At 63.5% G+C, this 24,778-nt stretch carries 24 protein-coding genes; 6 read left to right on the top strand and 18 right to left on the bottom strand.

The features are described 5' to 3' along the window. Positions 1-104 precede the first annotated feature (104 nt). From V1280_RS46155 to V1280_RS46130, 6 genes are read right to left on the bottom strand one after another with little or no spacing between them, the layout of a single operon-like run. Positions 105-893 (bottom strand): enoyl-CoA hydratase/isomerase family protein, encoded by a 789-nt coding sequence (locus tag V1280_RS46155; RefSeq protein ID WP_148771626.1) that lies wholly within the window; start codon positions 891-893, stop codon positions 105-107. 50 nt (positions 894-943) lie between these two features. Next, a complete protein-coding gene (locus V1280_RS46150) occupies positions 944-2,281 on the bottom strand; it encodes an MFS transporter (RefSeq protein ID WP_334537970.1) in 1,338 nt (445 codons plus the stop codon). Between the two features lie 33 nt (positions 2,282-2,314). Continuing rightward, complete coding sequence (locus tag V1280_RS46145; protein WP_334537969.1) at positions 2,315-3,214, bottom strand: alpha/beta fold hydrolase; 900 nt, start codon at positions 3,212-3,214, stop codon at positions 2,315-2,317. 3 nt (positions 3,215-3,217) lie between these two features. Further along, positions 3,218-4,318 carry a flavin reductase gene (locus tag V1280_RS46140; RefSeq protein ID WP_334537968.1) on the bottom strand — a complete coding sequence of 367 codons (1,101 nt, stop codon included), beginning with the start codon at positions 4,316-4,318 and terminating at the stop codon, positions 3,218-3,220. Between the two features lie 33 nt (positions 4,319-4,351). Beyond that, on the bottom strand, positions 4,352-5,380 hold the full coding sequence (locus V1280_RS46135; RefSeq protein ID WP_334537967.1) for an LLM class flavin-dependent oxidoreductase: 1,029 nt from the start codon (positions 5,378-5,380) through the stop codon (positions 4,352-4,354). A gap of 45 nt (positions 5,381-5,425) precedes the next feature. Continuing rightward, positions 5,426-5,782 (bottom strand): VOC family protein, encoded by a 357-nt coding sequence (locus V1280_RS46130; protein WP_334537966.1) that lies wholly within the window; start codon positions 5,780-5,782, stop codon positions 5,426-5,428. 110 nt (positions 5,783-5,892) lie between these two features. Here V1280_RS46130 and V1280_RS46125 point away from each other — a divergent pair, with 110 nt between their 5' ends. After that, the gene (locus V1280_RS46125; protein WP_334537965.1) at positions 5,893-6,675 is read left to right on the top strand and encodes an IclR family transcriptional regulator; all 783 of its coding nucleotides are present in this window, start codon (positions 5,893-5,895) and stop codon (positions 6,673-6,675) included. A gap of 38 nt (positions 6,676-6,713) precedes the next feature. Here V1280_RS46125 and V1280_RS46120 read toward each other — a convergent pair whose 3' ends face one another. Together V1280_RS46120 and V1280_RS46115 are read right to left on the bottom strand one after the other, a co-directional pair. Continuing rightward, the gene (locus tag V1280_RS46120; protein ID WP_334537964.1) at positions 6,714-7,358 is read right to left on the bottom strand and encodes an NADPH-dependent F420 reductase; all 645 of its coding nucleotides are present in this window, start codon (positions 7,356-7,358) and stop codon (positions 6,714-6,716) included. 129 nt (positions 7,359-7,487) lie between these two features. After that, a complete protein-coding gene (locus V1280_RS46115; RefSeq protein WP_334537963.1) occupies positions 7,488-7,934 on the bottom strand; it encodes an Rrf2 family transcriptional regulator in 447 nt (148 codons plus the stop codon). A 227-nt stretch (positions 7,935-8,161) separates the two neighbouring features. Between V1280_RS46115 and V1280_RS46110 the strand changes: the two genes are divergently transcribed. Continuing rightward, the gene (locus tag V1280_RS46110; RefSeq protein WP_334537962.1) at positions 8,162-8,626 is read left to right on the top strand and encodes a nuclear transport factor 2 family protein; all 465 of its coding nucleotides are present in this window, start codon (positions 8,162-8,164) and stop codon (positions 8,624-8,626) included. 21 nt (positions 8,627-8,647) lie between these two features. Here V1280_RS46110 and V1280_RS46105 read toward each other — a convergent pair whose 3' ends face one another. From V1280_RS46105 to V1280_RS46075, 7 genes are read right to left on the bottom strand one after another with little or no spacing between them, the layout of a single operon-like run. Continuing rightward, a complete protein-coding gene (locus V1280_RS46105; RefSeq protein ID WP_334537961.1) occupies positions 8,648-10,192 on the bottom strand; it encodes an acetolactate synthase large subunit in 1,545 nt (514 codons plus the stop codon). A 57-nt stretch (positions 10,193-10,249) separates the two neighbouring features. After that, positions 10,250-11,467 carry an acyl-CoA dehydrogenase family protein gene (locus V1280_RS46100; protein WP_334537960.1) on the bottom strand — a complete coding sequence of 406 codons (1,218 nt, stop codon included), beginning with the start codon at positions 11,465-11,467 and terminating at the stop codon, positions 10,250-10,252. Between the two features lie 30 nt (positions 11,468-11,497). Next, a complete protein-coding gene (locus tag V1280_RS46095) occupies positions 11,498-11,926 on the bottom strand; it encodes a phasin family protein (protein WP_334537959.1) in 429 nt (142 codons plus the stop codon). Continuing rightward, positions 11,923-12,843, bottom strand: a complete 921-nt coding sequence (gene phaZ, locus V1280_RS46090) for a poly(3-hydroxyalkanoate) depolymerase (protein ID WP_334538625.1) — start codon at positions 12,841-12,843, stop codon at positions 11,923-11,925. Before phaZ ends, V1280_RS46095 begins: the two co-directional genes overlap by 4 nt. 1 nt (position 12,844) lies before the next feature. After that, entirely contained in the window at positions 12,845-14,545 is a 1,701-nt protein-coding gene (locus V1280_RS46085; protein ID WP_334537958.1) for an alpha/beta fold hydrolase, read from the bottom strand. Continuing rightward, entirely contained in the window at positions 14,542-15,021 is a 480-nt protein-coding gene (locus tag V1280_RS46080; protein WP_334537957.1) for a MaoC family dehydratase, read from the bottom strand. The genes V1280_RS46085 and V1280_RS46080 overlap by 4 nt, the downstream gene beginning before the upstream one ends. A 33-nt stretch (positions 15,022-15,054) precedes the next feature. Continuing rightward, positions 15,055-16,707 carry a fatty acid--CoA ligase gene (locus tag V1280_RS46075; protein WP_334537956.1) on the bottom strand — a complete coding sequence of 551 codons (1,653 nt, stop codon included), beginning with the start codon at positions 16,705-16,707 and terminating at the stop codon, positions 15,055-15,057. Positions 16,708-17,079: 372 nt separating this feature from the next. On the opposite strand from V1280_RS46075, the gene V1280_RS46070 reads away from it, so the two are divergent. Next, positions 17,080-18,147 (top strand): AraC family transcriptional regulator, encoded by a 1,068-nt coding sequence (locus V1280_RS46070; RefSeq protein ID WP_334537955.1) that lies wholly within the window; start codon positions 17,080-17,082, stop codon positions 18,145-18,147. A 19-nt stretch (positions 18,148-18,166) separates the two neighbouring features. Here V1280_RS46070 and V1280_RS46065 read toward each other — a convergent pair whose 3' ends face one another. The 3 genes from V1280_RS46065 to V1280_RS46055 are packed head-to-tail and all read right to left on the bottom strand — an operon-like array spanning position 18,167 to position 21,538. Continuing rightward, positions 18,167-19,039 carry an ABC transporter permease gene (locus V1280_RS46065; protein WP_334537954.1) on the bottom strand — a complete coding sequence of 291 codons (873 nt, stop codon included), beginning with the start codon at positions 19,037-19,039 and terminating at the stop codon, positions 18,167-18,169. Then, a complete protein-coding gene (locus V1280_RS46060; protein WP_334537953.1) occupies positions 19,036-19,977 on the bottom strand; it encodes an ABC transporter permease in 942 nt (313 codons plus the stop codon). The genes V1280_RS46065 and V1280_RS46060 overlap by 4 nt, the downstream gene beginning before the upstream one ends. A 49-nt stretch (positions 19,978-20,026) precedes the next feature. Further along, a complete protein-coding gene (locus V1280_RS46055) occupies positions 20,027-21,538 on the bottom strand; it encodes an ABC transporter substrate-binding protein (RefSeq protein WP_334537952.1) in 1,512 nt (503 codons plus the stop codon). A gap of 224 nt (positions 21,539-21,762) precedes the next feature. On the opposite strand from V1280_RS46055, the gene V1280_RS46050 reads away from it, so the two are divergent. The 3 genes from V1280_RS46050 to ggt are packed head-to-tail and all read left to right on the top strand — an operon-like array spanning position 21,763 to position 24,760. Beyond that, positions 21,763-22,971: an ROK family transcriptional regulator gene (locus V1280_RS46050; protein ID WP_334537951.1), complete on the top strand. Its 1,209-nt coding sequence runs from the start codon at positions 21,763-21,765 to the stop codon at positions 22,969-22,971. Beyond that, on the top strand, positions 22,968-23,168 hold the full coding sequence (locus V1280_RS46045) for a hypothetical protein (RefSeq protein ID WP_334537950.1): 201 nt from the start codon (positions 22,968-22,970) through the stop codon (positions 23,166-23,168). Before V1280_RS46050 ends, V1280_RS46045 begins: the two co-directional genes overlap by 4 nt. Beyond that, positions 23,165-24,760 carry a gamma-glutamyltransferase gene (gene ggt / locus V1280_RS46040; protein ID WP_334537949.1) on the top strand — a complete coding sequence of 532 codons (1,596 nt, stop codon included), beginning with the start codon at positions 23,165-23,167 and terminating at the stop codon, positions 24,758-24,760. Before V1280_RS46045 ends, ggt begins: the two co-directional genes overlap by 4 nt. Positions 24,761-24,778 lie beyond the last annotated feature (18 nt).

Below are 24,778 nucleotides of genomic sequence, written 5' to 3'. Positions count from 1 at the left end.
GGGCTCCGTCCGGCAGCAGGTACCGCCCGCGCTGGTCGGGCTTGTGAAAGACGACAGGCGGCTCGATGCCGCCGTTTCTCTCCCGCGTTCTCCGAGACGTTCCATCATCGGCCGGTGAAGACGATCTTCGGCGGCTCGATCCCCTTCTTGATGGCCTCGGCCCGCGCCGTGCGTCCACGTCTCGCATCCTCGGAGCTGTGGAGCGCCATGGTGATATCCAGGATCATCGCATCGGCGGACGGTATGCCGCCGCCCGACCAGGCCTTGAGCAGGGTTCGTATGGCCGCATATGAGCGCGTTGGACCGGTCGACAAATCCTGCGCGAACTTGAGCGCAGCCGCTTCGACGTCATCCGCAGGCTTCACCATGATCGCGATACCCAATTCGCCGGCGGTGACACCCGACATCGGTTCGCAAAGCATCGCGTATCGGGCCGCGCGCGAACGGCCGATCCGCTCCGCCAATCGCTGCACTGCGCCGGCGACGGGCGCAGATCCCACCGAAGCCTCGATACAGCGAAACACCGCGTCTTCGGCCGCAACGATGAAGTCGCAGGCGAGCGCGAGCTCGAAGGCACCGCCGAATGCGGATCCACGCACGGCCGCGACGGTCGGAATCGGCAAGGCTTCGATGGCGCGGAACGACTGATTGCATTCGGCGATGAAGGTCCGGAACTGGCTGGCATTCTTCTCCAGGAAATCGAGCACATCGCCGCCCTGGCTGAAATGGGGCCCTTCCGCCCTCACCAGCAATGCCCTGATGTCAGCCTCGCCGGCTTCGTGGACGGCCTGCTTGAGCGAGTCCGAGAAGTCCGATGCGATGAGATTTTTCGGCGGATTGGCGAGTACGATATGACCGACCGAGTCTTTCTGTTCGAACCTGATCACTTGCATTTTCGACCTCCCTTCAACATGTTGATATTGTGATTCCAGAAACGGTCCCCTCATCGCGCGCGCTCGGGAACAAGCGATGGCACGTCACGGCCGGGACGCATCTGCCAATAGACAGCGAGAAGACACAGCCCGCCAGCTATGGCCAGCCCACCGCCGACAGTCGATAGCGCGGAGCCGAGAGCGCTCTGCGTTCCCTCAAATAGTCGATCGGCGATCACAGCAACGAGCGTCGGCGCGACCGCCGTTCCCGTGATGCCGACCCACGCGAAATGAACGGCCGTGATTTTCCCGATCACCGAGCCTGGCGACAGATGCACGATCGTCGAGGTGCCGATGGTGAAAAGGCTCGCGGCCAGGAGATTGAAAGCGGCCAGCAGAAACCAGGTCGCGGAGATAGAACCGGCGGCAGGCGCCAAGACGGCCGGCACGAAGATCAACGCGCAAATCGCAATTCCGAGCGCCGGGACACCGGCTAGGCCATACCGCCGGTAGACCCAGTCGACGAGAAAACCCGCACTGAGTTGGCTCGTGGTGCTGAGCAGCAGCACGATGAGACCATAAGTCAGGCCGATCTCGCCTGCCGGGATCTTCCACACCCGCCCGAGAAATGCGGGAATCCAGGACGAATAGGCCACCGACAGCATGATCGTCAAAGCATTGGCCAGAAAGAGCAGCGAAAAGACCAGCCATCGACCACGGATCGCCTCGAGAGCTTCCTTGAACGCGACAGATTTGCTTGAGCCGGCTGATCGTCTTGCCGGCTCCGGGAACGTGAAAACGAGCAGGGCAACGGGCAGCGCAATCACGCCACAGGCGATCATGACGAGCTGCCACGAGCGAATTGAGATCCCGAGGACGGGCACGACATAGGCCCCGTTCTCGCCGACCAGATGAAGAATGGCTCCTCCGGCAAGAAGTGCGATCCCGCCGCCGATGCTTGCCCCCATCGCCCAGATCGCAACGGCACGCCCGCGGAAGCGCGTATCAAACGCATCTTTCACGAGCGACATGCTCGCCGGCCCACATGTTGCCTCGCCCGCACCAACTCCGCAGCGGCCCAGGAATAGACCTGCATAGGTCGTGGCGGAGCCGCACAGGATCGTCGACACTCCCCAGGCTGCGATCCCGATGCCAAGAATGCGTCTGCGGGAGATCCGATCGACAAGCACGCCGACAAGCCAGCCTCCGATGGCGTAGGTGATGATGAAGGCAGCTCCAATCAGAAGGCTCATCATCGTGTCCGATATCCCGAGATCACGCTTGATGGGTTGAACCAGGAGCGGTAGCGCCGCACGATCGATGAATGCGACCGCATTCACCAGGCAAAGGACGCTGACCATCCACCAATGAGTTGAAGTGGGCCGCTCTGCTTCCTGTTCGATCTTCATCCTTGGTTTCCTCGCGTGTCGGCTTTTTGTGTACTATTTCGCTATCGAAGCTTCGCTCCAGGTTTCGGCCGCCATTTGCCGGATGATCGCGTTGAATTTCGCGGGCGCCTCGAGCTTGAGCATGTGACCGCAAGCCTCGAACGGATACGACGTCGCGGAAGGCGCCGCAGCGAGCAGCCGCGCCGCGTGATCCCGATGTGGCGCGACCTGGTCGAGAGTGCCGGAGAGAATGGCAATCGGGCACCGCACTGCGGAGATGATGTCCGGCGTGGAGATGGTGAAAAGCGATCGTATCGCCTGTCGCCAGCCCTCGGTCGCCATGGCGTCGCGCAAACGCTCGACATGCTGCCTGACCAGCGGTGGCGCGTCTGGCGCCAGCAACTTGTCCGCGATGGCCGCGCGTGAAACCGGAATGTCGATATCCGCCGTGCGAAGCCAAGCGTTGAGCTCGGCCGCGCGGGCGTCGCCGACGAGATGACCTCTGGCGACGTTGGGGGCTGAAAGAACGAGGCTGTCGACGAGCGCTGGAAAGCGCCGTGCGAAGGCCAGCGCCACGACGCTCCCCCAGGAGCTGCCGGCCAGGACGGCAAGCCGCCGCACCCGGAGCGCACACAGCAGCCCTTCCACGGCGTCCGCGTAGTCGTCGATGCCTGCGTCCTGCCCCGAGATGGGCGAACTGCCGCCGAAGCCCGGCGCATTCCAGGCGATCACATGAAAATCCCGCGACAGCCCGGCAAGCTGGGCGCGGTATCCGGCCGAGCTGGAGCCGAGCCCGTGAAGCATCAGCACTGCGGGATTGCGCGCATCTCCGGCGACGCGATATTCGATCTGCCCCCGTTCTCCGGAATAGATCGGCGACGCAACGGCCACCTGCGCAAGCCCGGGCAAGTCCTGCGTAAGAAGTTCGGTGTCGAGGACGGATAATGCTGCCATCGATCAAGCTCCAGCAGCCAGCTCCAGCCGCCTGGCCGGCTCGAGCGCATTGTCCGAGCGGTAGCCGAGGCGGCGAGACAGATCTTCTGCGCTCTGCCGAAGGGCGCGGGCGAACGCGCCGTCGAGATCAGCGCGAAACCGGCTCGCCTCGCCGACCGCGGTCAGAGCCAGCACCGCCTGGCCGCTCGCATCGCGCACCGGAGCACTGAGTGCATTGATCACGGTCTCGCTACGGTAGAAGGTTTCCAGTCCCTGTCTCGCGAGTCCCGACCGCCGGACGTCATCGAGACGCTGCTCCCAATCGCCCGCGTCGGACATCGCAGGCTCGCCGGGCCAGTCCGTCTGCGCGATGGCCGCGAGCGGAAGATGCGCGGCGAATGCCAGGCCGGTTGCGGTCGAGGTGACCGGCAATATCAATCCGACGGGAAGCGCGTCGCTGACGGGAGCGGACGCCGGCTCCCAATGGGTGATGGTTGGACCGTGGGTGCCCCAGACCGCGAGCGCCATGGTCTCGTCGAATTGGTGCGCAAGGCGCGCGATCGCGCGGGTGCCGAGCCGCATCGCGGCGAGCTGCGCCTGCTTGCGGTCGGGCGACACTGCGCCGTCAGCCATATCGTGAGGATCAGCCAGCAGATATTGGCCGTTGCCGAAGACAAGCGGCTTGCGTTCGGCACGGTCGATCGCAAGCACCTCGCCGACATAGATGGTGTGGTCACCGCCCGGCACCCGCGACACGACCCGGCACTCGAGCCTGGCGCTGCAATCGCGGAGCAGCGGCACGCCACTGGCGCCGATATCGACGTCGATGCCGACGAACTTGTCATGAGACGATTTTGCGAACCGCTGTGACAACTCGATCTGATCCTCGGCGAGGATGTTCACGGCAAAGCGTTCAGCCGCGAAGAACGCCGGGTGGCTGTGACTTTTGACTGCCTGGCTCCAGAGCACCAGCGGAGGATCAAGCGACACCGAGCTGAAGGAATTGGCGGTGACGCCATGGAATCTGCCTTCGTCATCGGTCGTGGTCACCACGGTCACGCCGGTGACAAAGGTTCCGAGCACGCGCCGCAGGTCGCGGCTGTCGAACAGTGGAGCATCAGCCATTTCCGCCTCCTTGCGTTCACCCGTTTCGGGCACTCAAGCAGCGACCGCTTCGGCCGCCTTCACCGCAGGCATCACCTGTTCGGCGAAGCGGCGGATCGAGGCCGCTGCTTCCGCGTGCGGCATGGTTCCGAACATGAAGCTGCCGATCACGTAGTTCAGCCCGCCAAGCGCGACCTGGTCGGACAGGATTTGCGCGACCGTCCGGGCGGAGCCGGCGATCGCATGGCCGGATTCGACGAGTTGGTCGAACGCGGGCGGCAGTTTTGCGTTAACCGGCTGCGTCCCGTGCTTGCGCCAGAGCTTGATGAAATTTTCGTAGAACGCCGGCCAGGCCTTTCGACCCAGCTCGTGGGCATCGCGGTCGCTCTCGCCGACGATGATGTAGCGATTGACGCCGATGAGGGGAGAGGCTTTGCCCTGTAGACCGGCGGCAGCCATCTCCTCGCGATAGCGGTCCGAAATCGCGCGCACGCGGGAGACCTGCCCACCGCAGACCACATTCATGCCGTTGCGCGCCGGCCAGACCACGGAATCGGGCGAGCCAACCGCGTACCACATCGGCGGATGCGGGCGCTGAAGTGGCTTCATTTCCACCGCGTAGTCGTTCAAGCTCCAGAACTCGCCTGTCGTCGTGACCGAGTCCTGCGCGAAGCAGCGCTGGATCGCTTCGAAGGCCTCCGCGTACATCTTCGCCGCCTTCGCGGATTCGATCCCGAGCGCGTCGAGCTCGTGCGGCGAGGCGCCGCGGCCAATTCCGAATTCGAACCGGCCGCCGCTCAGATGATCGAGCATGCAGATCTCTTCATAGAGGCGCGCGGGATTGTAGGTCGGCAACAGATAGACCAGCGGACATAGCCGCAATCTCCTGGTCCGCTGCGACAGAGCCGCCATCCATACGCTGGGCGACGGCGTCGTGCTCAGCGGCGTGCCGTGGTGCTCGCTCATGTGAAAGCAGTGAAAGCCGAGCCGATCATAGAGCTCGGCGAGCGCAAGCCGGTTCTCGTACTGCTCTGCCAGCGGCAGACCGGAGCGGTCGTTCTGATCGAAGACGCCGAACTTCATGATGAATATCCTTTCTCGGGTGGCACGGTTGATACGCGGCCGCAGCTAGGTGCTTTGCCGGACGTGGATCTGGAACAGATTGTTTTCGGGGTCGGTGAACGTCGCGACGCTGCCGTGCGAGCCCATGTCGCGGCTCGACAGGTGCAGCCCACCGAGCCGCTCGATCCGCTGCGCTAATTGAGCCACGTCGGTCGCGCCGAACACGACCACACTCCCGCGCGCGCCCGTAGCCGCTTCGGATGGTGAGCTCAGCGCGAACGCCAACTGTCCGACCTTGAACTGGCACCACTGGTCGCGATCCCGAAATGCCAGCGGAAGCTCCAGCGCCTCTGCGTAGAAGGCCTGCATGAGATCCATGTCGTTGGCGACCGTGTAGACGCTGCGGATGGCACCAATGGGCATTTTCGCTTCCTCCGTATTCAATATTGTTGAATACATATTTTATTGTTGTATAGTGCTCGCGACTTTCGTTTGTGTCAATCTCGATTCGCTGAACCGGTCGAAGGAAGCAGATGCAGGAGAAGAAACCGCGCCGCGGCATTCAGTCGGTGGAAATTGCCTTTCGGATTCTGAATGTTATGCAGGGCAGTCAGCAGGCGATGGCCCTGAAGGACATCGCGCCGCTGGCGGGCCTGACGACCAGCGCCGCCAATAACTATCTCGTGAGCCTCGTCAGGATCGGGCTCGCCGCGGCGGACGAGAAGCCGGGCAACTATCGCCTCGGGCCTGCGGCGCTCTCGCTCGGCGTCAGCGCAATCCAGCAGATCGACGGCTTCGAGATCGTCCGCCGCGAGGTCACCAATCTGCGCGACATCACGCGGCGAAGCGCGGCCGTCACCACATGGACCGACGACGGCCCTCTCAGCCTGTTCAAACAGGACGGGGATCAGCGCGGCGCGTTCGAATTTCGCACCGGACTGATCCCGATGCTGAGTTCTGCAGCGGGGAAGATCTACGCCGCCCGGCTGCCGCCAAACCTGACGGCGCATCTGATCACGCAGGAATGGGAGGCCGTGTTCGGCGGTAAAGTCGATGCCGGAAAATTCAGGGAAGATGCGGCGCGCGAGCTGAAGCGAAAGGGTTACACGACGATCGTCCGATCCGACCTCACCGGCTATGTCTCCATCGCGGCGCCGATCGTGGATTGGAACGGCGATATTCGTTTCACGCTCAGCCTCGCCGGCACCCGGGCCTCGATGAAGGTCGAGCCGTCGAGCGATCAGGTGAAGGCGCTGCTCGCCAGCGCCGCCAGCGCGACGCAGGCGCTGGGCGGAAAGATCGAAAGCCGCGACTAGCTGCTTGCCGAAGCGGCTCTGGCGAGACTCATCGAATGTCAGGTCTTGATGAAACTGACGGCCGCGAGCGAACCGAACGGCAGCGAGGCCAGAGGTCCGCCCGCATCGAGCGCGCCGAGGTCGACCGGGAAACAACCAACCTGTTCGATGATCTTGCGAACCGCGGCCTTCGCTCCGGCATCGTCGCCCGAGTAGAAAAGGGTGCGCTGCCCGCCCGACACCACCGGCTCCGTCAGCACGCGCGCGTCGAGATGGTTGAAGGCCTTGACGACGCGTGCGCCCGGAACGTATCCGCGGAACACCTCGCTGGAGTGCTTGCCGTCGAGATCGATCGCCTTGATGCCATAGGCGGCGAGCGGGTTGTTCGGGTCCCTGGCATCGGGGGAGTCCGGATCGAGGAACTCGACGGGATTGGTCGCGTCGATGACGGTACGGCCATTCCAGGCGGGCACACGTTCCAGCGCTCTTTCGAGATCGACCCAACGCACAGCCACCGCGACGATATCGGCGCCGGCGGCTTCCCTGGCGGTACCGGCCTTGATCGACGGACCAAGCTCCGCGACCAGATCTTTCAGCGACTCCGGGCCCCGGCTGTTTGCGATCGTCGCCGCAATCCCGCCTCTTGCCAGCAGTCGGGCCACGCTGGAACCGAGGGCGCCCGCCCCGATAATGCCAATGCTCATTGTTTGCTCCTGTTGATGAACGGGGCGGAATGACTCCGGAACGGCAGCGCCCCTATGCAGCCGATCCCAACGCGGCACGCATTAAACTGTGTGTCAGTGACATGATTACATTTAACGACAAAAAGAGCATCACCACTCCAGCGGAATGCTGAATTTCCCGAGGCGCGCGACCTCGGCAGCGATGCCGGCGATCGTGACCTTTGCCAGCTCGTTCTCGAGTGCTTTGCGCGCGCGCATCAGTGTCGGCTCCATCGCCTCCAGGATGTTGCCTCCAACCGCACAGCTCTCGCAGGGCGGCGTCCGATGCAAGGAGAACAGCTCGGTGTCCTCGACGGCCTCATAGACGTCGAGCAGTCGAATTTTGGCCGCGGGTTTCGCCAGCAGCGCCCCACCGCCCGTCCCGAGCTGCGAGCGGGTCAGACCTGCCTCGCTCAGGCGCGACAACAGGCTGCGGATCACGACAGGACTGGTATTGGCGGAATAGGCCAGATCCTCAGACCGCATCGGCTTGCCGTCGCTGACCGCGAGCGCGGCGAGCGTATGAACGGCGACAGCGAAACGTGTACTGGTTGGCACGGCCGACTCCAAAAGTGTGTCATCGCCACTATTACACACGTAACGGCATGTCAAGGGCCAGGATGACGCCTGCCGGCGCCCGACGAGGATCCGCCGGCCGCGCCCACCGCCGAAGGCAGCTCCGGCAGGAGCAGTTTTGTCCAAGACTTTGTCCAAGACCACGCTCGCAAATGCGGCAGTTTGACCAGCCCGACCTGATTGCCCCCTGACTCAAAGGATATCTGCCCATGAGCAAGCACGTTGCCATCTCCCCCGGCGAAGCGGCGGATCGCCTCGCCATACGGGAGCTCGTCGAAGCCTATGCGCACTGCGCCGACCGTCGCGATGCGACGGGGCAAATGTCCCTCTTCACCGAAGACACCCATTTCGTGGTGTACATGAACGCCAAGGATCCGGCACCCTCGCAGGAGCTGCACGCTCGCGCAGAACTCGCTCCGGTCTTCGCGGAGCTGAACAAGTACGATGCCACGACGCACTTCCTCGGGCAGAGCACGCTCTTCACGCTGACGAGCGAACGTGGCATAGGGGAGACGTATTGCCTGGCGCATCACGTCATCGTCGACGGCGGACAACGCCGATTGATGGTCGCCTCGCTCCGCTACCTCGATACGTTCGTGAAGATGGACGGCGCGTGGCTGTTTGCAGAGCGTCGGCTCTACGTCGATTGGATCGAGCAGCGCGCGCTCGCATGAGAGCGATCGCGTTCCGGCGAGCTAAAGCACGACCTCGATCAGGCGAGGACCGCGATTGTTCATGGCGCTGCCGAACCGGCTCGCGAATTCGCCAACCGAGGTCGCGCGGCTCGCCTCCACGCCCATGCCGGACGCGAGCTTGACCCAATCAAGCTCGGGATTGTGCAGATCCAGCATCGAAAAGGCCTTCGGCCCCGGATCTCCGGCGCCGACCCGCGCAAGCTCGATGTTGAGAATCGCATAGGAACGGTTGGCAAAGATCACCGTGGTGACGTCGAGCGATTCCCGCGCCTGCGTCCAGAGCGCCTGCAGCGTGTACATCGCCCCGCCATCACCATGGAGGCAGACGATCTTGCGGTCCGGACAGGCCACCGCGGCGCCGGTGGCGACCGGAATGCCCTGCCCGATCGCGCCGCCCGTCAAGGCAAGATGGTCGTGCGGTGCGATCGTCGCCGCAAATCGATGCACACCTCCGCCTGCCGTCGCGCCCTCGTCGGAGGTGATGGCGCCTTCGGGAAGGAAATGAGCGATGACCTGCCCGGCCGTCTGCGGATTGAGCGGTCCGGCCGGAATATCGGGCCGGCTCAGTGGACCGACATGCAACGCCTGCCTGGCCGCCTTCATAGATTCGGCGAGAGCCTCGAGGGCCGCCGGACCATCCTCGTGAGCATGCGCAAGATAGATGATTTTGCAGTCCTCGGGCGTGCACCAGGACGGCTTGTTCGGATATGCGAAGAAGCTCACAGGCGGGCTCGCGCCGACCAGGATCAGTTCCTCCGTTCCTTTCATGAATTCGACGATCTGCTCGGCGAAATACGGGATTCGCTCGACCGCCACGCGCCCGGCGCCGCGCTGGCAGCGTGGCGCGAAAGTATCGCATGCGATCCGCGCGCCGGTCGCCGCGGCGATACGGCCCGCGGCGCTCAGTCCGCGCTCCCTGAGTGCGGCTCCACGGATCAGCAGCATGGTCTTGCGACCTGACTTGAGCGCCGCGGCAGCCTGGTCAATCGCCTCGGTGGAAACCACAGTCGGCACGGGCCTCGGCAAAGCTGGCGCCGGCCGATCGGCCTCCATCCAGGCCGTGTCAGCCGGCAGGATCAACGTCGCGATCTGACCGGGACATTGCAGCGCGGCCTGCACCGCCCGCGCTCCATCCGCAGCGACGGTCCTGGCGCTCGCCGACGAGTGCACCCAGCCGGAGACCGGCCGGGCAAATCCGTGAACGTCCGATGCGAGCGGCGCGTCGTATTGCGCGTGATAGGTGGCGTGGTCGCCCACGACATTGACGATCGGCGTTGCCGCGCGACGCGCGTTGTGCAGATTGGCAAGACCATTGGCGAGTCCCGGCCCGAGGTGGAGCAGAGTCGCGGCCGGCTTCTCCGCCATGCGGCCATAGCCATCGGCCATGCCGGTCACCGCACCTTCGAACAGGCCGAGCACGGCCCGCATGCCCTCGACCCTGTCGAGCGCAGCGACGAAGTGCATTTCCGAGGTGCCGGGGTTGCCGAAACAGACCTCGACGCCCGATCCGACCAGTGTACGCAAGAGACTTTCCGCGCCATTCATGCAGCTTCCCCGTCTGTTGATCGCCCCTGCTATGATGCCCCCCAGATTTCCGTCCGGTCAGACGAACGCACTCAGCCCGGTGATCGCCTTGCCGACGATCAGCGTATTCATCTCCCTGGTGCCCTCATAGGAATAGATCGCCTCGGCGTCGGCCACGAACCGCCCGATATGGTTCTCGAGCAGGATGCCGTTGCCGCCGAGCAGTTCGCGTGCATAGCCGACCGTCTCGCGACACTTGACGGTGCAGAATGCCTTCGCCAGCGAGGCATGCTCGTCGCGCATCACGCCTTCGTCCTGGAGCTGGGCGAGGCGCAGCATCATCGCCTGGGTCGATGTGACATTGCCGAGCATACGCACCAGGAGATCCTGCACGAGCTGGAAGCCGCCGATCGGCCGTCCGAACTGGATCCGCTCGGTCGCGTAACGCAGCGCGTGCTCGTAGGCACCCATCTGGCAGCCGACCGCGAACCATGCCACCCCGGTGCGCGTCATGCGCAGGACCTTGGCGGTGTCCTTGAAGGTGTTGGCATTCTGGAGACGATCTGCCTCCGGCACACTGCAGTCCTTCAGGGTGATCAACCCATTCTGCACGACGCGAAGCGCCATCTTGGTCCTGATCTTCTCGACCGAGAAGCGCGGATTGTCCTTGCCGACGACAAAGCCCTTGACTTCGTTCGTCCCCTCCTCGCGCGCCCAGATCACGTTGATCTCGGCGAAGGTGGCGTTGCCGATCCATTTCTTCTGGCCGTTGAGGATCCAGACGTCGCCCTCGCGGCGGCAGGTCGTCAGCATGCCGCCCGATGTGGCGGAGCCGACCAAAGGCTCCGTCAGCCCGAACGAGCCGATCTTCTCGAAGCGCATCATCGGCGGCAGCCAGCGCTGCTTCTGCTGTTCGTCACCGCACAGATAGATCGAGCCTGCCGACAGGCCGGTGTGCACGCCCCAGAACGTCGCGACCGACGCATCGACCCGGGCCAGCTCCATCGCGACAAGGCCATTCAACAGCCAGCTCCCGCCCGCCGCACCATAGCCCTCGTAGCCGACACCACCGATGCCGATCTCGGCCATCTTCGGAACGATCGCGAACGGGAATTCGTCGCGCCCCCAATACTCCTCGATCACGGGCGCGACCGCGCCTTCCGTGAACGCGCGAACGCGCCGGAGCAGCGCGCGCTCGCTCTCGCTCATCACGTTCGCAATTCCGTAGAAGTCACCGTCGATCGGCGGTGGCACATAGTCCGGCCGTCCCGTTCGTGTCGCCTGTGGGTTCGCCATGGTTCCCTCCCAGCTGCGCGGATGGTGGCGTCAGGCCGACTTGTTCGGGCGAACGCTGGCGCGGATCTCCTCCAGGCTCTGCTTGACGCGGTCCTGGATGATCTTCACCGCGTCTGTCGTCGATTGCCGCGCGGTCGATGCGCTCTCCCGCGCGCCTTCGACGGCGATCTCGAACACTTTTCGCGCGAATTCGGTCTGCAACGCGACGTTCTCGTGTATCTGGCCGAGCGGTTTGTATTGGCGCGCGAGTGTTTCGGCTTCCCTGAGGCCCGCCTCCAGCACCTCGCGCTGCTTCTGCGCCACCGACTGCGCGCCTTGCGCGGCCACCTTCGCGCTTTCACCGAGAGCGTCGATATTCTTCTTCTGCGCCTGGAGCAGCTCATCCACGTTCAGCTTGGGCAGACCGAGATCGCTGCCGAACTTCCTCAGCATGTCGATGTATGAGGCCGTATCCGTCATGATGTCCTCCCTTGTTGCTCTGCCTTGGAATGGTTGCGCCCGTCTTCCGATGCCGGAACGAGATCTGCGATGCCGCCGGCCAGAAAATCCTCGATCAATGCCGCGGTCTCCGCCGGCCGCGTCACCATGAACAGGTGTCCGTCATCGATCATGCGGAGCTCGGCGTTCGGGATCAGGCTCGCCAGGATATGGCCGTTGATCGGAGGGACCAGGGGATCGTCGCTGCCCGTCAGCACGAGCGTCGGTTGTCGCAGCGACCAAAGCCATGGCAGGCTGGTCCAGCCGGCCATCGCGAGGAGCTGATACAAATAGCCGAGATTTCGCGCACCATGCATCGCTCCGGCGTGTCGGCCGATCAGCGATGGATCGTCGCGAAATGCGCCACCATAGATGTCCGCGGCGATCCTGTTCATGTAGCTCTTGTCGGTGTACCGCCGCGGCGTCGCCATCTTCCACAGCACCGCCGGGCTCGCCGGCACCATGGTGAAACCTGGCGCCGTCGCGGCCAGCACCAGCCGCCGGCACAGCTTCGGATATTGATGCGCGAATTGCTGCGCGATCCCGCCGCCCCAGGACACGCCCGCGACGTCGATCTGCTTGTACCCCAACTCGGCGACAAGGCCCGCGGCCAACCGCGCCAGCGTCGAAGGGCGATACGGAAGGCGTGGTCTCGGCGAAGCACCGACGCCCGGCACGTCGAAGATGATCGCCGTCGTGCGCGTAAGCGCCTCGAGCAGCGGCTTCGTCAATTCCCAATTGGCGCCGATCCCGTTGAACAGCAACAGCGGCGGTTGCGGCTCGCGGCCATGCCTGATGGCGACCCGAAGCGATTGCCCGTCGATCGCGATTTGCCGCACCTCGATCTCGCCCGGCGTCCCGGTCGCGGCGTCCTTGGCAGGTCGCGCTTCTGTGGTCATGTCACTCAAAGACGTATGTCCCCGGGGCTGGAGCAAGGACGGGATGGCGCCCGCTGCCGAGCGAGGCCGGTGCATCGACCTCGTCGCCTGAGCGGGCGTGGAGCCAGTCCCGCCAGTCGAGCCACCAGCTTCCCTTCCGCTTCTCGCAGGCGGCCATGAATGCTTCTGGTCCGGCCGGATTGACGGAGCCGATCATGAACGACGCCTTCGGATTGGTTGGCGGATTGAGCAGGCTCTGGAGATGACCGCTGTTCGACAGCACGAAGGTGGTGTTCGGACCCATGATCTGGGCCGTCCTGTGCACACCCTTCCACGGCGTGATGTGGTCGGTCACGCCGGCCACGACGTAGCAGTCGGCCTTGACCTCGCCCATGTCGATCGTCCTGCCGTTCAGCGTGAGCTTTCCGGCATTGACGAACGGGTTGGTGAAATACAGGTCGAGGTAGTCACCGTGCAAACGCGCCGGCAGCCGGGTCGTATCGGCGTTCCAGTACAGGATATCGAAGGCCGGCGGTTGATTGCCGAGCAGATAGTTGTTGACCCAGTAATTCCAGATCAGATCGTTCGGCCTCATCCAGGCGAACATCCGCGCCAGCTCGTGACCATCGACCATCCCGCGGAGCCGCGAGGTCTCCTTGGCGGCCCGCATCGTGTCCGGCGTCATCAGGCAGCCGAATGCACTCTCGTCGGCCGTGTTCGGGTCGAGCAGGCAGACGGCCAGAACCATGTTCCTGATCTTCTCGGCAGCATTACCGAGCGTCGCGAAATACGCCGTCGAGGTGATGCCCCCGGAGCAGGAACCCATCATGGAGATGTCGTCGCTGCCGCTCACCTCGCGCGCGACGTCGACGGCCTCGTCGAGCGCCGCGACGTAGCTGTCGAGGCCGAGGTCGCGATCGGCGGCGGTCGGATTGCGCCAGCTCACGCAGAACACCTGAATGCCGCTCTCGAGCAGGAAGCGCACCATGCTCTTGTCCGGCGAGAGGTCGAGCGCGTAGTACTTGTTGATCTGCGGCGGCGTAATCAGCAGCGGCCGTTTCCAGACCTTCGGCGTCGTCGGCGTATACTGGATCAGCTCCAGCAGCTCGTTGCGAAGGACCACCGCGCCCGGCGTGGTCGCGAGATTCTCGCCGACCTTGAAGGCGCTGCGGTCGACCATCGACGGCATGCCGCCGTTCCGGGTGAGATCGTCGACATAGTTCTTCAGTCCTTGCCAGACGCTGCGGCCGCCGGTGTCGACGAATTTGCGCATCGCCGCCGGATTGGTCAGCATCGCGTTGGTGGGCGCGACGGCGTCGATCAGGATTTCCGTGACGAGATGCGCGCGCGCCTTGTCGACGTCGCTCAGGCTCGTCTTGTCGACGAAGCCGCTGACGGCGTCGCCCCAGGCCAGATAGGCCTTGAGCAAGCCGTCGTGCAGCGAGCTCTCCTTCCAGGAGGCATCGGAAAATCTCCGATCGCCGGTCCGCGGCGCCCGCTCCGACTTGCCGGCTGCGATGGAGCCGAGCTCACCGAGAAAGGACAGCCATTGCTCCGCCGCCACCTTCGGCTCGTTGACGACAGCCTTGAACAGGACACCCGCGCTCTCCAGGAGATCCTCGCTCCGAAGTCCGACGAGAGGATTGAGCGCAAGCGTATTGCGCGACGCATCTTCAGAGATGCCTTCGGCAGGTGGAACTTGCGGGCGGTTTTCGGCATTCATTGTCGTCGTGCCCCCGCCGCCGGGATCAGAAGCGACAGCGTCTCGGCAACCAGAGCCGGCTTCTCCGCCCCCTCGACCTCCAGCGTATTCCGCGTTCGCATGATCACCTGACCGCCGTCCTTCGGTTCGAGCCCCGCGAGCACGACGCGCAGCCGCACGCGCGCGCCGGCCGGCACCGGCGCGAGGAAGCGAACCTTGTCGATCCCGTAGTTCAGTCCGGCCGCGGCATCGCGCGGAATGATGCCGATCTCCATGGCGAGCGGGGCCACCATCGCGAGCGTCAGATAGCCGTGCGCGACCGGGCCACGGAAAGGGCTCTCGCGCTTCGCCCGCGCGACGTCGACATGAATCCATTGATGATCGCCGGTACATGCTGCAAAATTGTCAATGCGCGCCTGATCGATCATAGCCCAACCGGAAAGGCCGAGCTCCTGCCCGACCCTTTCGTTCAGGCCCGCGAGAGTGAGGTTGCTCAATTTTTCCTCCTCGTTCGTGGCTGCGGCGGACGCCTATATGTTCCCGTAGCGCTCGCGCAGCAGCTTCTTGTTGATCTTGCCGACGCTGGTCTTGGGGATCGTTTCGATGAAGAGGATCTGCTCCGGAATGCCGTATTTCGAGATGACGCCCTTGTCCGCGAAGACTTTGAGATGATCCTTGATGATCGTGGCGCTGACGTAGTTCGTCTCCGACTCCTGCTTGACCACGAGCGCCAGCGGGCGCTCGCCCCATTTGTCGTCCTTGACGCCGATGACGGCCGCATCGGATACGCCGGCGCATTGCGAGATCAGGTCCTCGATCTGCAAGGACGACACCCATTCGCCGCCAGTCTTGATGACGTCCTTCATGCGATCGGTGATGTGCACGTAGCCGTCCGGGCTGACCACCGCGATGTCGCTGGTGTGCAAATAGCCTCCGGTCCAGAGCTGCTCCGAGCTCTCGGGATTGTTGAAGTAGCCTTGCGTGAGCCAGGGCGCGCGCAGGACGATCTCTCCGGAGGACTTGCCGTCATGCGGTACATTCTTCATGTCGTCGTCGACGATGCGCAGATCGACCAGCGGCCCTGCCATGCCAGCGCGAGTGCGGAACTCAACCTCCCCCTCCGAGTCGCCGGAGAGGTCCTTTGATCTGACATGGGATACGGCTGCCAGGGGGCCGGTCTCCGACATCCCGTAACCTGCGAAGATGTCGATGCCTGCGGCCAGCGCCTGTTTCGCCAGCGCCTTCGGCAAGGCCGAGCCTCCGATCACCATCTTGAGACCCTTCAGATCGACATTCGCCTTGGCAGCGGCCTCGAGCAACATCCTCAAAATGGTCGGCACGCCGTGGGTGAAGGTCACGCCTTCATCCTTGATCAACTTGACCAGCATCGCCGGCTCGTAGCGCCCGGGATAGACCTGCTTGGCCCCGGCGAGTGTCGCCGACCAGGGGAAACCCCAGGCGTGGACGTGGAACATCGGCGTGATCGGCATGTAGACGTCGTCACGCGAGAAGCGGCCCTGCGTTCCCGCGATCCCGAACATCGCAAGCCCGGCCAGCGTATGGAGCACGAGCTGGCGGTGGCTGTAATAGACCCCCTTCGGCAATCCGGTCGTTCCGGTCGTGTAGAAGGTGGTCGCCTGCGTATTCTCGTCGAAATCGGGAAAGTCGTAGTCGGGCGAAGACGCCGATAGCAGGCTCTCATATTCGCCGATGAAGGACAGGTTGCCGGCTTGCGGCGCCGGGCCGTCCGACATCACGATCAGCCGCTTGACCTTGGGCAATTGCGACTTCAATCCCTCCAGCAGTTCGACGAACTCGTCGTTCACGAGAAGCGTCGACGACCCGGCATGATCGATGGTGTAGGCGATCTGTTCGGGCGACAGGCGAACGTTCACCGTCTGGAGCACGGCCCCCATCATCGGGATCGCGAAGAATGCCTCGAGGAAACGATGGCTGTCCCAGTCGAGGACGCCGACGGTGTCGCCGGCCTCTACGCCCGCTTTGCTCAAGGCCGACGCCAGACGGCCGATTCGATCCCTGATCTGGCGATAGGTGAAGCGCCTGAGATCGCGATACACGATCTCCTGGTTCGGTGCCTGCACGAGCGGCGTGTGCCACAACTGCTTGAAGATCAAAGGGAACTGATAAGCGGATTTGGCGGTCTGAATCAGCCTTCCCACCATGGCGGCCTCCCTCGACGTCTCATCCCCGCGGCCCTGGTCGCGTCCGCAGTTCTGAGCGCGCGGATCGCAGGCCGACTTGCCTCACGACGAGTTCGTCGTACGACACGAGCGCAAGCGTCGCGCGCGGCCTCGTCCTTGTGAAGGTCCGGAACGGACAACGCCCGGTCCGGGCCGGACACGTTGCGCCACGAACCGTGATGCGTCTTGGATAAAACTGCTGCCATCTGGCCTTCCGCGTCGCACAACGATCGACCTGGCAAGCCTTAGGACGATCGAAAATGCGGCTATTCCGTCTCGACAACAATGCAGCCTATGCTGTTTGCCCAGCCATGCTGGCTTGCGCGTTAGGGCCGTCTCCGGAGGCAGGTTCAGTTGAGCGATCCCAGGCACCCCGACAAGACGATCGATGCAAAGAACGCGCTCGTCGTCGGAATGGACGAACGTGTCTACGAGTCAACCAAGCTCGCGGCTCTATTCGACGAACTGGTGGCTCAGGGGACCTCTGCCAAGGAAATTCTACGAAACATCGCGCTCCAGGTGCCGGAGGTTCACTCTCCAAAGACCAGGATCTCGCTCACGGAATTGATGACGGCTTGCGAGAACGCCATTCGGCTCTCGAGCGATCGGCATCTGCCCTACCGCATCGGCGCATCCATCCACATTTCGACCTACGGCATGTATGGTTTTGCCATTCTCTGCTGCCCCGACTTTCGCGACGCGATGTCCTTTGCATGGCGCTATCACTCGCTTGCCGCGCCGCTTGCCACGATAGAGTTCAGGGAAGAGAAGGGATTCGCGAGCTGGACAATTGAGCCCAACGCGCGCGCAGCGATCGACCCACGGGTCTACCGCTTTATTGCGGAGATGCAGATCGGCATCCATATTTCGCTGATGCGCGACATCATGGGCGCGGCATTCGTCCCGGATCACATCAGCCTCACCTATCCGGAAGCTGATGATTTCCGTCTGCCCGCCGATCTGATCGGATGTCCCATCCGCTTCTCCAATGGATTCAATCGGATCGTCTTTCGCTCCGATTGGCTGGATCAGGCCGCACGTCTCGGAAACAAGACGACCTATCCAATGATCGTGGCGCTCTGCGATGAGCTTCTTGGAGAGCTGAAATTGCGGGTCGGGATCGCCGGCGAGATCCGTGCGCTTCTGCTGCGGGATATCGCCAACCCTCCGACGCTCGCTGCCGTCGCAACGCTGCTCGACATCAGTGATCGCTCGCTGCGGCGCCAGCTTCGGCAGCAGGGCATTTCCTTCCGCGGCCTCCTGGATGAGCTCCGGAGCCACCTCGCTCTGAAATATCTGCGCACGACGAAGCTCGCCAACGAGGATATCGCGCTGGCGCTGGGATTCAGCGACGCGGCCAATTTCCGCCGCGCCTTCCGCCGCTGGACACAGAAATCCCCCAGCGAGATCAGAACCGAATAGCCTGCGGGCCGGCTTCCATCTAACGCCTCGGATTGAGAGCATCATTCAGGCCGTCACCCATCAGGTTGAAGCCGATGACGAGCGCAATGATCGCGAGCCCGGGCCAGAATGCCATCCATGGTGCCTCGCCGAGAAATTGCCTGGCAACATCGAGCATGGCGCCCCATGATGGGGCGGGAGGAAGCTGGCCAAGCCCCAGAAAGGCCAGGCTCGCCTCGGCGAGAACTGCAATCGCCATGGTCAGCGTCGCCTGCACAATCGTCGGCGCAAGCACGTTCGGCAACACCTGTCCGATCAGGATGGCGAAGTGACCGAGACCTTGGGACCGGGCCGCCGCGATGTAGTCCTCGGTGCAGACAACCAGCGTCTCGGCACGCGCAACACGAACGAACACCGGCACGGCGGAAATGCCGATGGCAATCATCGCATTTTGCAGGCTGGGGCCCAGGAACGCGGCGAGCGCAATCGCCAGCACCAGAAAGGGGCAAGCGAGCAGCGCATCGGCGAGGCGCGAGATCACCATGTCGATGAGGCCGCCGAAATAGCCGGCCATGAGACCGAGCGGGAGACCAATCAGCACCGCGACCGTCACAGAGACCAAGCCGGCGCCAAGCGAGGCTTGCGTGCCGAAGATCACGCGCGACAGCACGTCCCGGCCGAGATCGTCGGTGCCGAACCAGTGTGCCGCACCGGGTGCCGCGCGGATCGCCATCCAGTCCGGCGAGTTTGGATCGTACGGCGCAATCCACGAGGCAAATACCGCCAGCACGACGAAGAACAGAATGATCGTGGCCCCGATGACGGCGGATGGTTCGCGCAACAGGCGGCGAAATTCCGAACGATCGGTGGTGGGCGCACGACTCGCGACCGGTGCGGTCTCAATCGAGCTCATGACCTGAGCCTCGGATTGAGCAGCACATAGGCCATGTCGGCAATCAGGCTCATCAGAAGGAATACGGCTGCTGTGCAGAGCACGACGGCCTGAACCACCGCATAATCGCGGCTGAACACGCCGTCGACCACCATCTTGCCGAAACCCGGGATGGAAAAGACCTGCTCCGTCAACACCGCGCCGGCCAGCAATTCGCCAAATTGCAGCGTACCCAGCGTGACCACCGGGATCAGCGCGTTCGGCAACGCATGACGCAGCACAATGGTGCTTTCGCGAACGCCCTTCGCGCGAGCAGTGCGCACGTAATCCTGCTTCATCGCCTCGATCATCGCGCTGCGGACATGGCGCATCATGATCGCAGCGGTGCCGGTGCCGAGCACCAGAGCGGGCATCAGCATCGAAACCAAATTGCCTCGCACGCTTTCAAACGGCGAAACAAAACCTCCGGCCGGAAGCCAGCCGAGATTCACCGAGAACAGAAGGATCAGCATGATCCCCAGCCAGAAATGCGGGATCGACAGTCCAGCAAGCCCGAACAGACTGGCACCGTAGTCGAAGGGCGTCCCGCGCCCCAGCGCCGCGAAGATCCCGATTGGCAACCCGACCAGCAGCGCGACCAACATCGACAGAATCGCGAGCTCAAAGGTCACCGGTAATTTTTCCACCAGCATGGTGCCGATCGGCAATCGGGTGCGAACCGAAGTGCCGAAGTCGCCGTGCACGAGGGCTTTCAACCAGACGCCGTATTGCACCGGGATCGGATCATTGAAGCGATACTTCTGCCGAAGATACTCGACGACTTCGGGATTACGCTCCTCTCCGGCGAGCGCCAGCGCAGGATCGCCGGGCAGCAGCTTCTGCAGACCGAACACCATCATCGACACCAGCAACAGGGTCGGAAGCAAAACGGCAAGTCGGCGCAGAAGCAGGGTCTTCATCGGGGCAGACTGGTCCTCACCATGGCAAGCGCGTCGGCGGGCGCGCGCATCAATTCACAGGCCTGACACCGACCAGACGCAAGAGACCATCCGGCACCATGACGATGCCGCCGACTGATTTGCGAGCCGCAAAGAACCAGTTCGGGTGATGCAGAGGAATCGACGAGAGCGCTGTCAGGTAAATGTCCGTCGCCTTGGCGTAGAGTGCCTTGCGCTTGCCTTCGTCAGCTTCGCCCCGGGCCTGCATCAGGATCGCATCGAGATCCTTGTTGCAGTATTTGTTGACGTTCTGAGAGCCCGTGCAACTGAAAAAGGCAACCAGCGTCGGGTCCGGGTCAGCGCGACCGCTCCAGTTGCCAATATAGGCTTCGAAATTGCCGTTCAGGTAGCGCTCGATGGCCGTCGTCGTTTCCATCGGCAGCAGCTTGACGTCGAAGCCGGCCTCGCCCGCCATCGACTGGATGATCTGTGCGACCCGTGAATCGCCGGCCGTATTCTCGTACTGGATTTCGACCGGCACACGCGTCATCCCGGCGGCGGCAATCATCGCCTTGGCCTTGGCAACGTCGCGCGCCGGCGCCTTGCGCGCACTATCGTAGAAGGGAGATGACGGCGGAATCATCTGGTTATCCGCCAGGAACTCGCCATTGAAGGCAACGCGATTGATGACGTTGCGATCGATCGCCAGCTCAAAGGCCTGACGTAGCGTCGCGTTCTTGCCGAGTGGCGTATCGGCCTTCGCGCCCGCGCCGACATTGAACATCAAATGCGAGACGGCAAGCCCCTGGCCGGAATGCAGGGCGAGGTTGGGATCGTCGCGCACGGTCTTGAGATCGGTCGGCGCGACACGCTCCGCGAGATCGAGATCGCCCGCCCGGACACGCGACAACCGCACGGTTGAATCGGGAACGTAGTAATAGACGACTTCGTCATAGCCGACCTGTGCGGCATTCCAATAGCCGGGATATTTCTTGACGCGAATGAGGTCGCGCGACTTGCGCTCGACAAATTGATACGGACCGGCGCAGACCGGCGCGGCTGCAAATTCCCCGGCCTTCTCCGTGGCAGCCTTGGGCGAGACCATCATGCCGGCACGATCGCTGAGATTGGCAAGCAGCGGCACGAACGGCTCCGACAGGTTGAACTTCACCTTGTCCGCAGCAAGCGCCTCGACGCTCGCGATCGGCGCCAGTTCGGCCTTGCGCTTGGAATCCGGCATCGTCTTCATGCGCTCGATATTGAACTTGACTGCCGCTGCATCGAAAGCGGTGCCATCGTGGAACGTGACGTTCTTGCGCAGCGTAAAGGTGATCGACTTGCCGTCCGCGGCCCACTCCCATGCCTCTGCCAGCTGCGGCACGATCTTGAGGTCGGGAGAGATATCGACGAGCTTGTCGCACAGCGCCGCAAATACGAAGCGGCCCGCGTAAGTGCCGCTGAGCGCCGGGTCGAGCGCATCGGGATCGTCCTGAATGCCGACCCGCAATGTCGCGGCACTCGCCGAGACAACGCCCGATACGATCATCAGAATTGCCGCCAACGCCGTCGCGATCCGCTTCATACGGAATTCCTTTCGTTCCGAGGCCGTTTCCCAGGCTCTGCCGCTGGGGGCCAAGACAAGCACGCCCAATTCAATTTGTAAACATCTCGAACAAATTGCTCTGGAGCATGGAATTTAGTTACAATTCGGCAGCCCCTTAACGGACAAAATCCGCTCAATACTCCTCTTGACGACAAGCTTGATGACGTATTAGTTCGGAGTATTGACTAATTGGACCCAGGCTCATGCAAGACGCTCCCTCGTCGCCCGTGGCGCGACAACAATCCGTGCGCCTTGTGGTTGAGCGCCTGCTGCGCGATCGCTCGGTATCGCGCGCCGAAATCGCCCGCAGCACGGGCCTGTCCAAGCAGACCATCTCTGAAGTGATGCGCGATCTCGAGCGTGACGGCTGGGTCCATGAGGATGGGCAAATCCAGGGCAGTGTGGGGAGAAGTGCCGTCACCTATGCGCTCCGGCCGGACGCCGCCTTCGTGCTCGGCATCGACCTTGGCGGCACGAAACTGCACGTCGCGCTTGCCGATCTGCACGGTGAGATCGTCGCCGAGAGCATCGAACCGACATCCTCTGACGGCGGCGCGGCTGTGGTCACCCAGATCGAGCGCATGAAGGATGCCCTGCTTCAGCAGGCCTCCGTATCAGCGCAACGTTTGCGCGGCGGTGTGATGGGAAGTCCGGGAATGGTCGACCCGGCGTCGGGCAGCATCGTCATCGCGCCCAATATCCCCGGACTGGACAGCCTGGACGTGAGGGCCGCGCTGCGCGAACGGCTCGGGATCGACATCGCCATCGAGAATGATGTCAATCTCGCGGCAATCGGAGAGCATTGGCGCGGCAACAGCCGCAAAGCCCGCAGCTTCGCCTTCGTCGCAGTCGGCACCGGCATCGGCATGGGCATCTTTTCGGACGGCTATCTCGTGCGCGGTGCACGCGGGGCTGCCGGCGAGATAGCCTACCTGCCGCTTGGGGGCGATCCCTACGATGCGCGCGGCCTTCGGTACGGTACCTTGGAAACCGCCATCGGAAGTGTTGGCATCATCGAACGCTATGTCGGGCTCGGCGGCAGCCCCGGCAGCACGGTGCGCGATGTCTTCGATCGGCTCGACATCGAGGAGGCGGCACGGATCACGATCGACGAGGTCAGCCGGATTCTCACGACCGCGATCCTGGCCGTGCACAGCATCCTCGATTCGGAGATCATCATCCTGGGGGGTAGCATCGGCGCGCGGCCCGAGATGAAGCTCCGGATCGATGAGCATCTGGGACGCTGCATGCGCGAGCCCGTTCGTATCGAGCTCAGCGGGCTCGGCAATCGTGCCACACTGATCGGCGCGATCGGCAGCGCGCTCGACCTCGTGCATCGCTCGCTGTTTGGCATCGGCAGGGATGCCGGCCCATTGGCTCTTCCCGTCTCGGCGGCAGACGTCGCGGCATGAAAGAGCACGCGCCCAGAATTGAGGTTGTAGGCAATGTGAGTGCCGTCGCCGAGCGCGCGGCCGCGCGCTACGAGGCGCAGATTGCGGCTGCCGGTGGCATCGACCTGCTGCTGCTGGGCATAGACGTCGATATCCTTTGCGATGAATCGGCTGCCGCGGCGCTCGCCACACGGCCCAACAATCGGAGACGGGCATGAGCTGGGGACAGCGCGATTTCATGGTGCCGGGGCGCTCGCTGGCGGTCGGCGACCGGGGCATGGCCGCCAGCTCTCATCCGGCTGTCACGCTCGCTGCCGTCGAGATCCTGCGCGCCGGCGGCAATGCAGTCGATGCCGCCATTGCAGCGATCGCGCTCCAGGGTGTCATTGATCCGCATATGACCGGCATCGGTGGCGACTGCTTTGCGATCTATGCTCCCGCATCCGGCAAATCTGTCGCGATCAACGGCTCGGGCCGAGCGCCGGCGAAAGCCGAGCTCGGCTGGTTTCGGCAACAGGGGCTGGCGTCGATCCCGGACGATTCGCCCCATGCCGTCACAGTTCCAGGTGCAGTCGATGCCTGGTGCCGCCTCTCTGCCGACTATGGTTCAAAAGGCCTTGACGAGGTTCTGGCGCCGGCGATCCGCGCGGCCGAAACCGGCTTTGTGGTGACGCCGCGCGCCGCGCTGGACTGGGCACGCTACGCCGATCGCATCAAACGTCATCAGGCCGGCGTACCGGTCTATCTGCCCGGTGACGCTGCGCCCGCCGTCGGCAGCAAGCTCAATCATCCCGCACTCGGCGCGACGCTGCGCCGGATTGCACGCGAGGGACGCGCCGCGTTTTACGAAGGTGCCGTCGCCGAAGAAATCATCGCAACATTGAAGGCGATGGGCGGCGTGATGCAGCTTGAAGATCTGGCAACTGCCCGACCGGAGTACGTTGAGCCGATCAGCGCCGACTATCGCGACCATCAGATCCTGCAATGTCCGCCCAACGGACAGGGCGTCGCGGCGCTGCTGATCGCCCGCATCCTTGCCGGCTTCGACATGGCCAACCCCGCACTCACTGAGGCGGATCGCATCCACCTCCTCGCCGAGGCAACCAAGACCGCCTACCGGCAGCGTGACAGGCTGGTCGCCGATCCGGCATTCCATCCGCTCAATACCGACTCGCTGCTCTCGGACGCGTCAGTCGCGGCATTGGCCTCCTCCATCGACAGGAAGCGTGCCGGCGCAGCAGCGCATTTCGACATGCCCGTTCATCGTGACACGGCTTACGTCGCCGTCGCCGACCGCGACGGCAACATGGTGTCTTTCATCAATTCGCTGTTCTTCGCCTTCGGCAGCGGCATCTACGCCCCTCGTTCGGGTGTGCTCCTGCAGAACCGGGGTTCGGGATTCTCCCTCGTCGAAGGACATCCCAATGCCATTGCGCCGCGAAAGCGTCCCTTTCACACCATCATTCCCGGCTTGCTGGCGAAGCGCGGCAAGCCGATCATGGCCTTTGGTGTGATGGGCGGACAATACCAGGCGGCGGGCCATATGCAGATCCTGAGCGGTGTGCTCGATCGTGGGCTCGACATTCAGCAGTCCTCGGATGCGCCGCGCAGCTTTGCGTTTGATGGCACTCTGACGCTCGAGCCCACGATTCCCGGCGCTGTCGCCGACGAATTGATTGCGCGCGGCCATCGCGTGATCCGGGCGGACGAACCGCTTGGAGGTTGCCAAGCCGTTCATGTCGATCTTTCCAGGGGCGTCATGTTCGGCGCGTCGGACCATCGCAAGGACGGCATTGCACTGGCGGCGTGACCAGGGTGAGAAGGACCG

Source organism: Bradyrhizobium sp. AZCC 2230 (genome assembly GCF_036924495.1).
Taxonomy (GTDB): Bacteria; Pseudomonadota; Alphaproteobacteria; order Rhizobiales; family Xanthobacteraceae; genus Bradyrhizobium; species Bradyrhizobium rifense.
The sequence above is the reverse complement of the archived record's forward strand: the minus strand, read 5'-3'. Positions and strand labels throughout refer to the sequence as shown.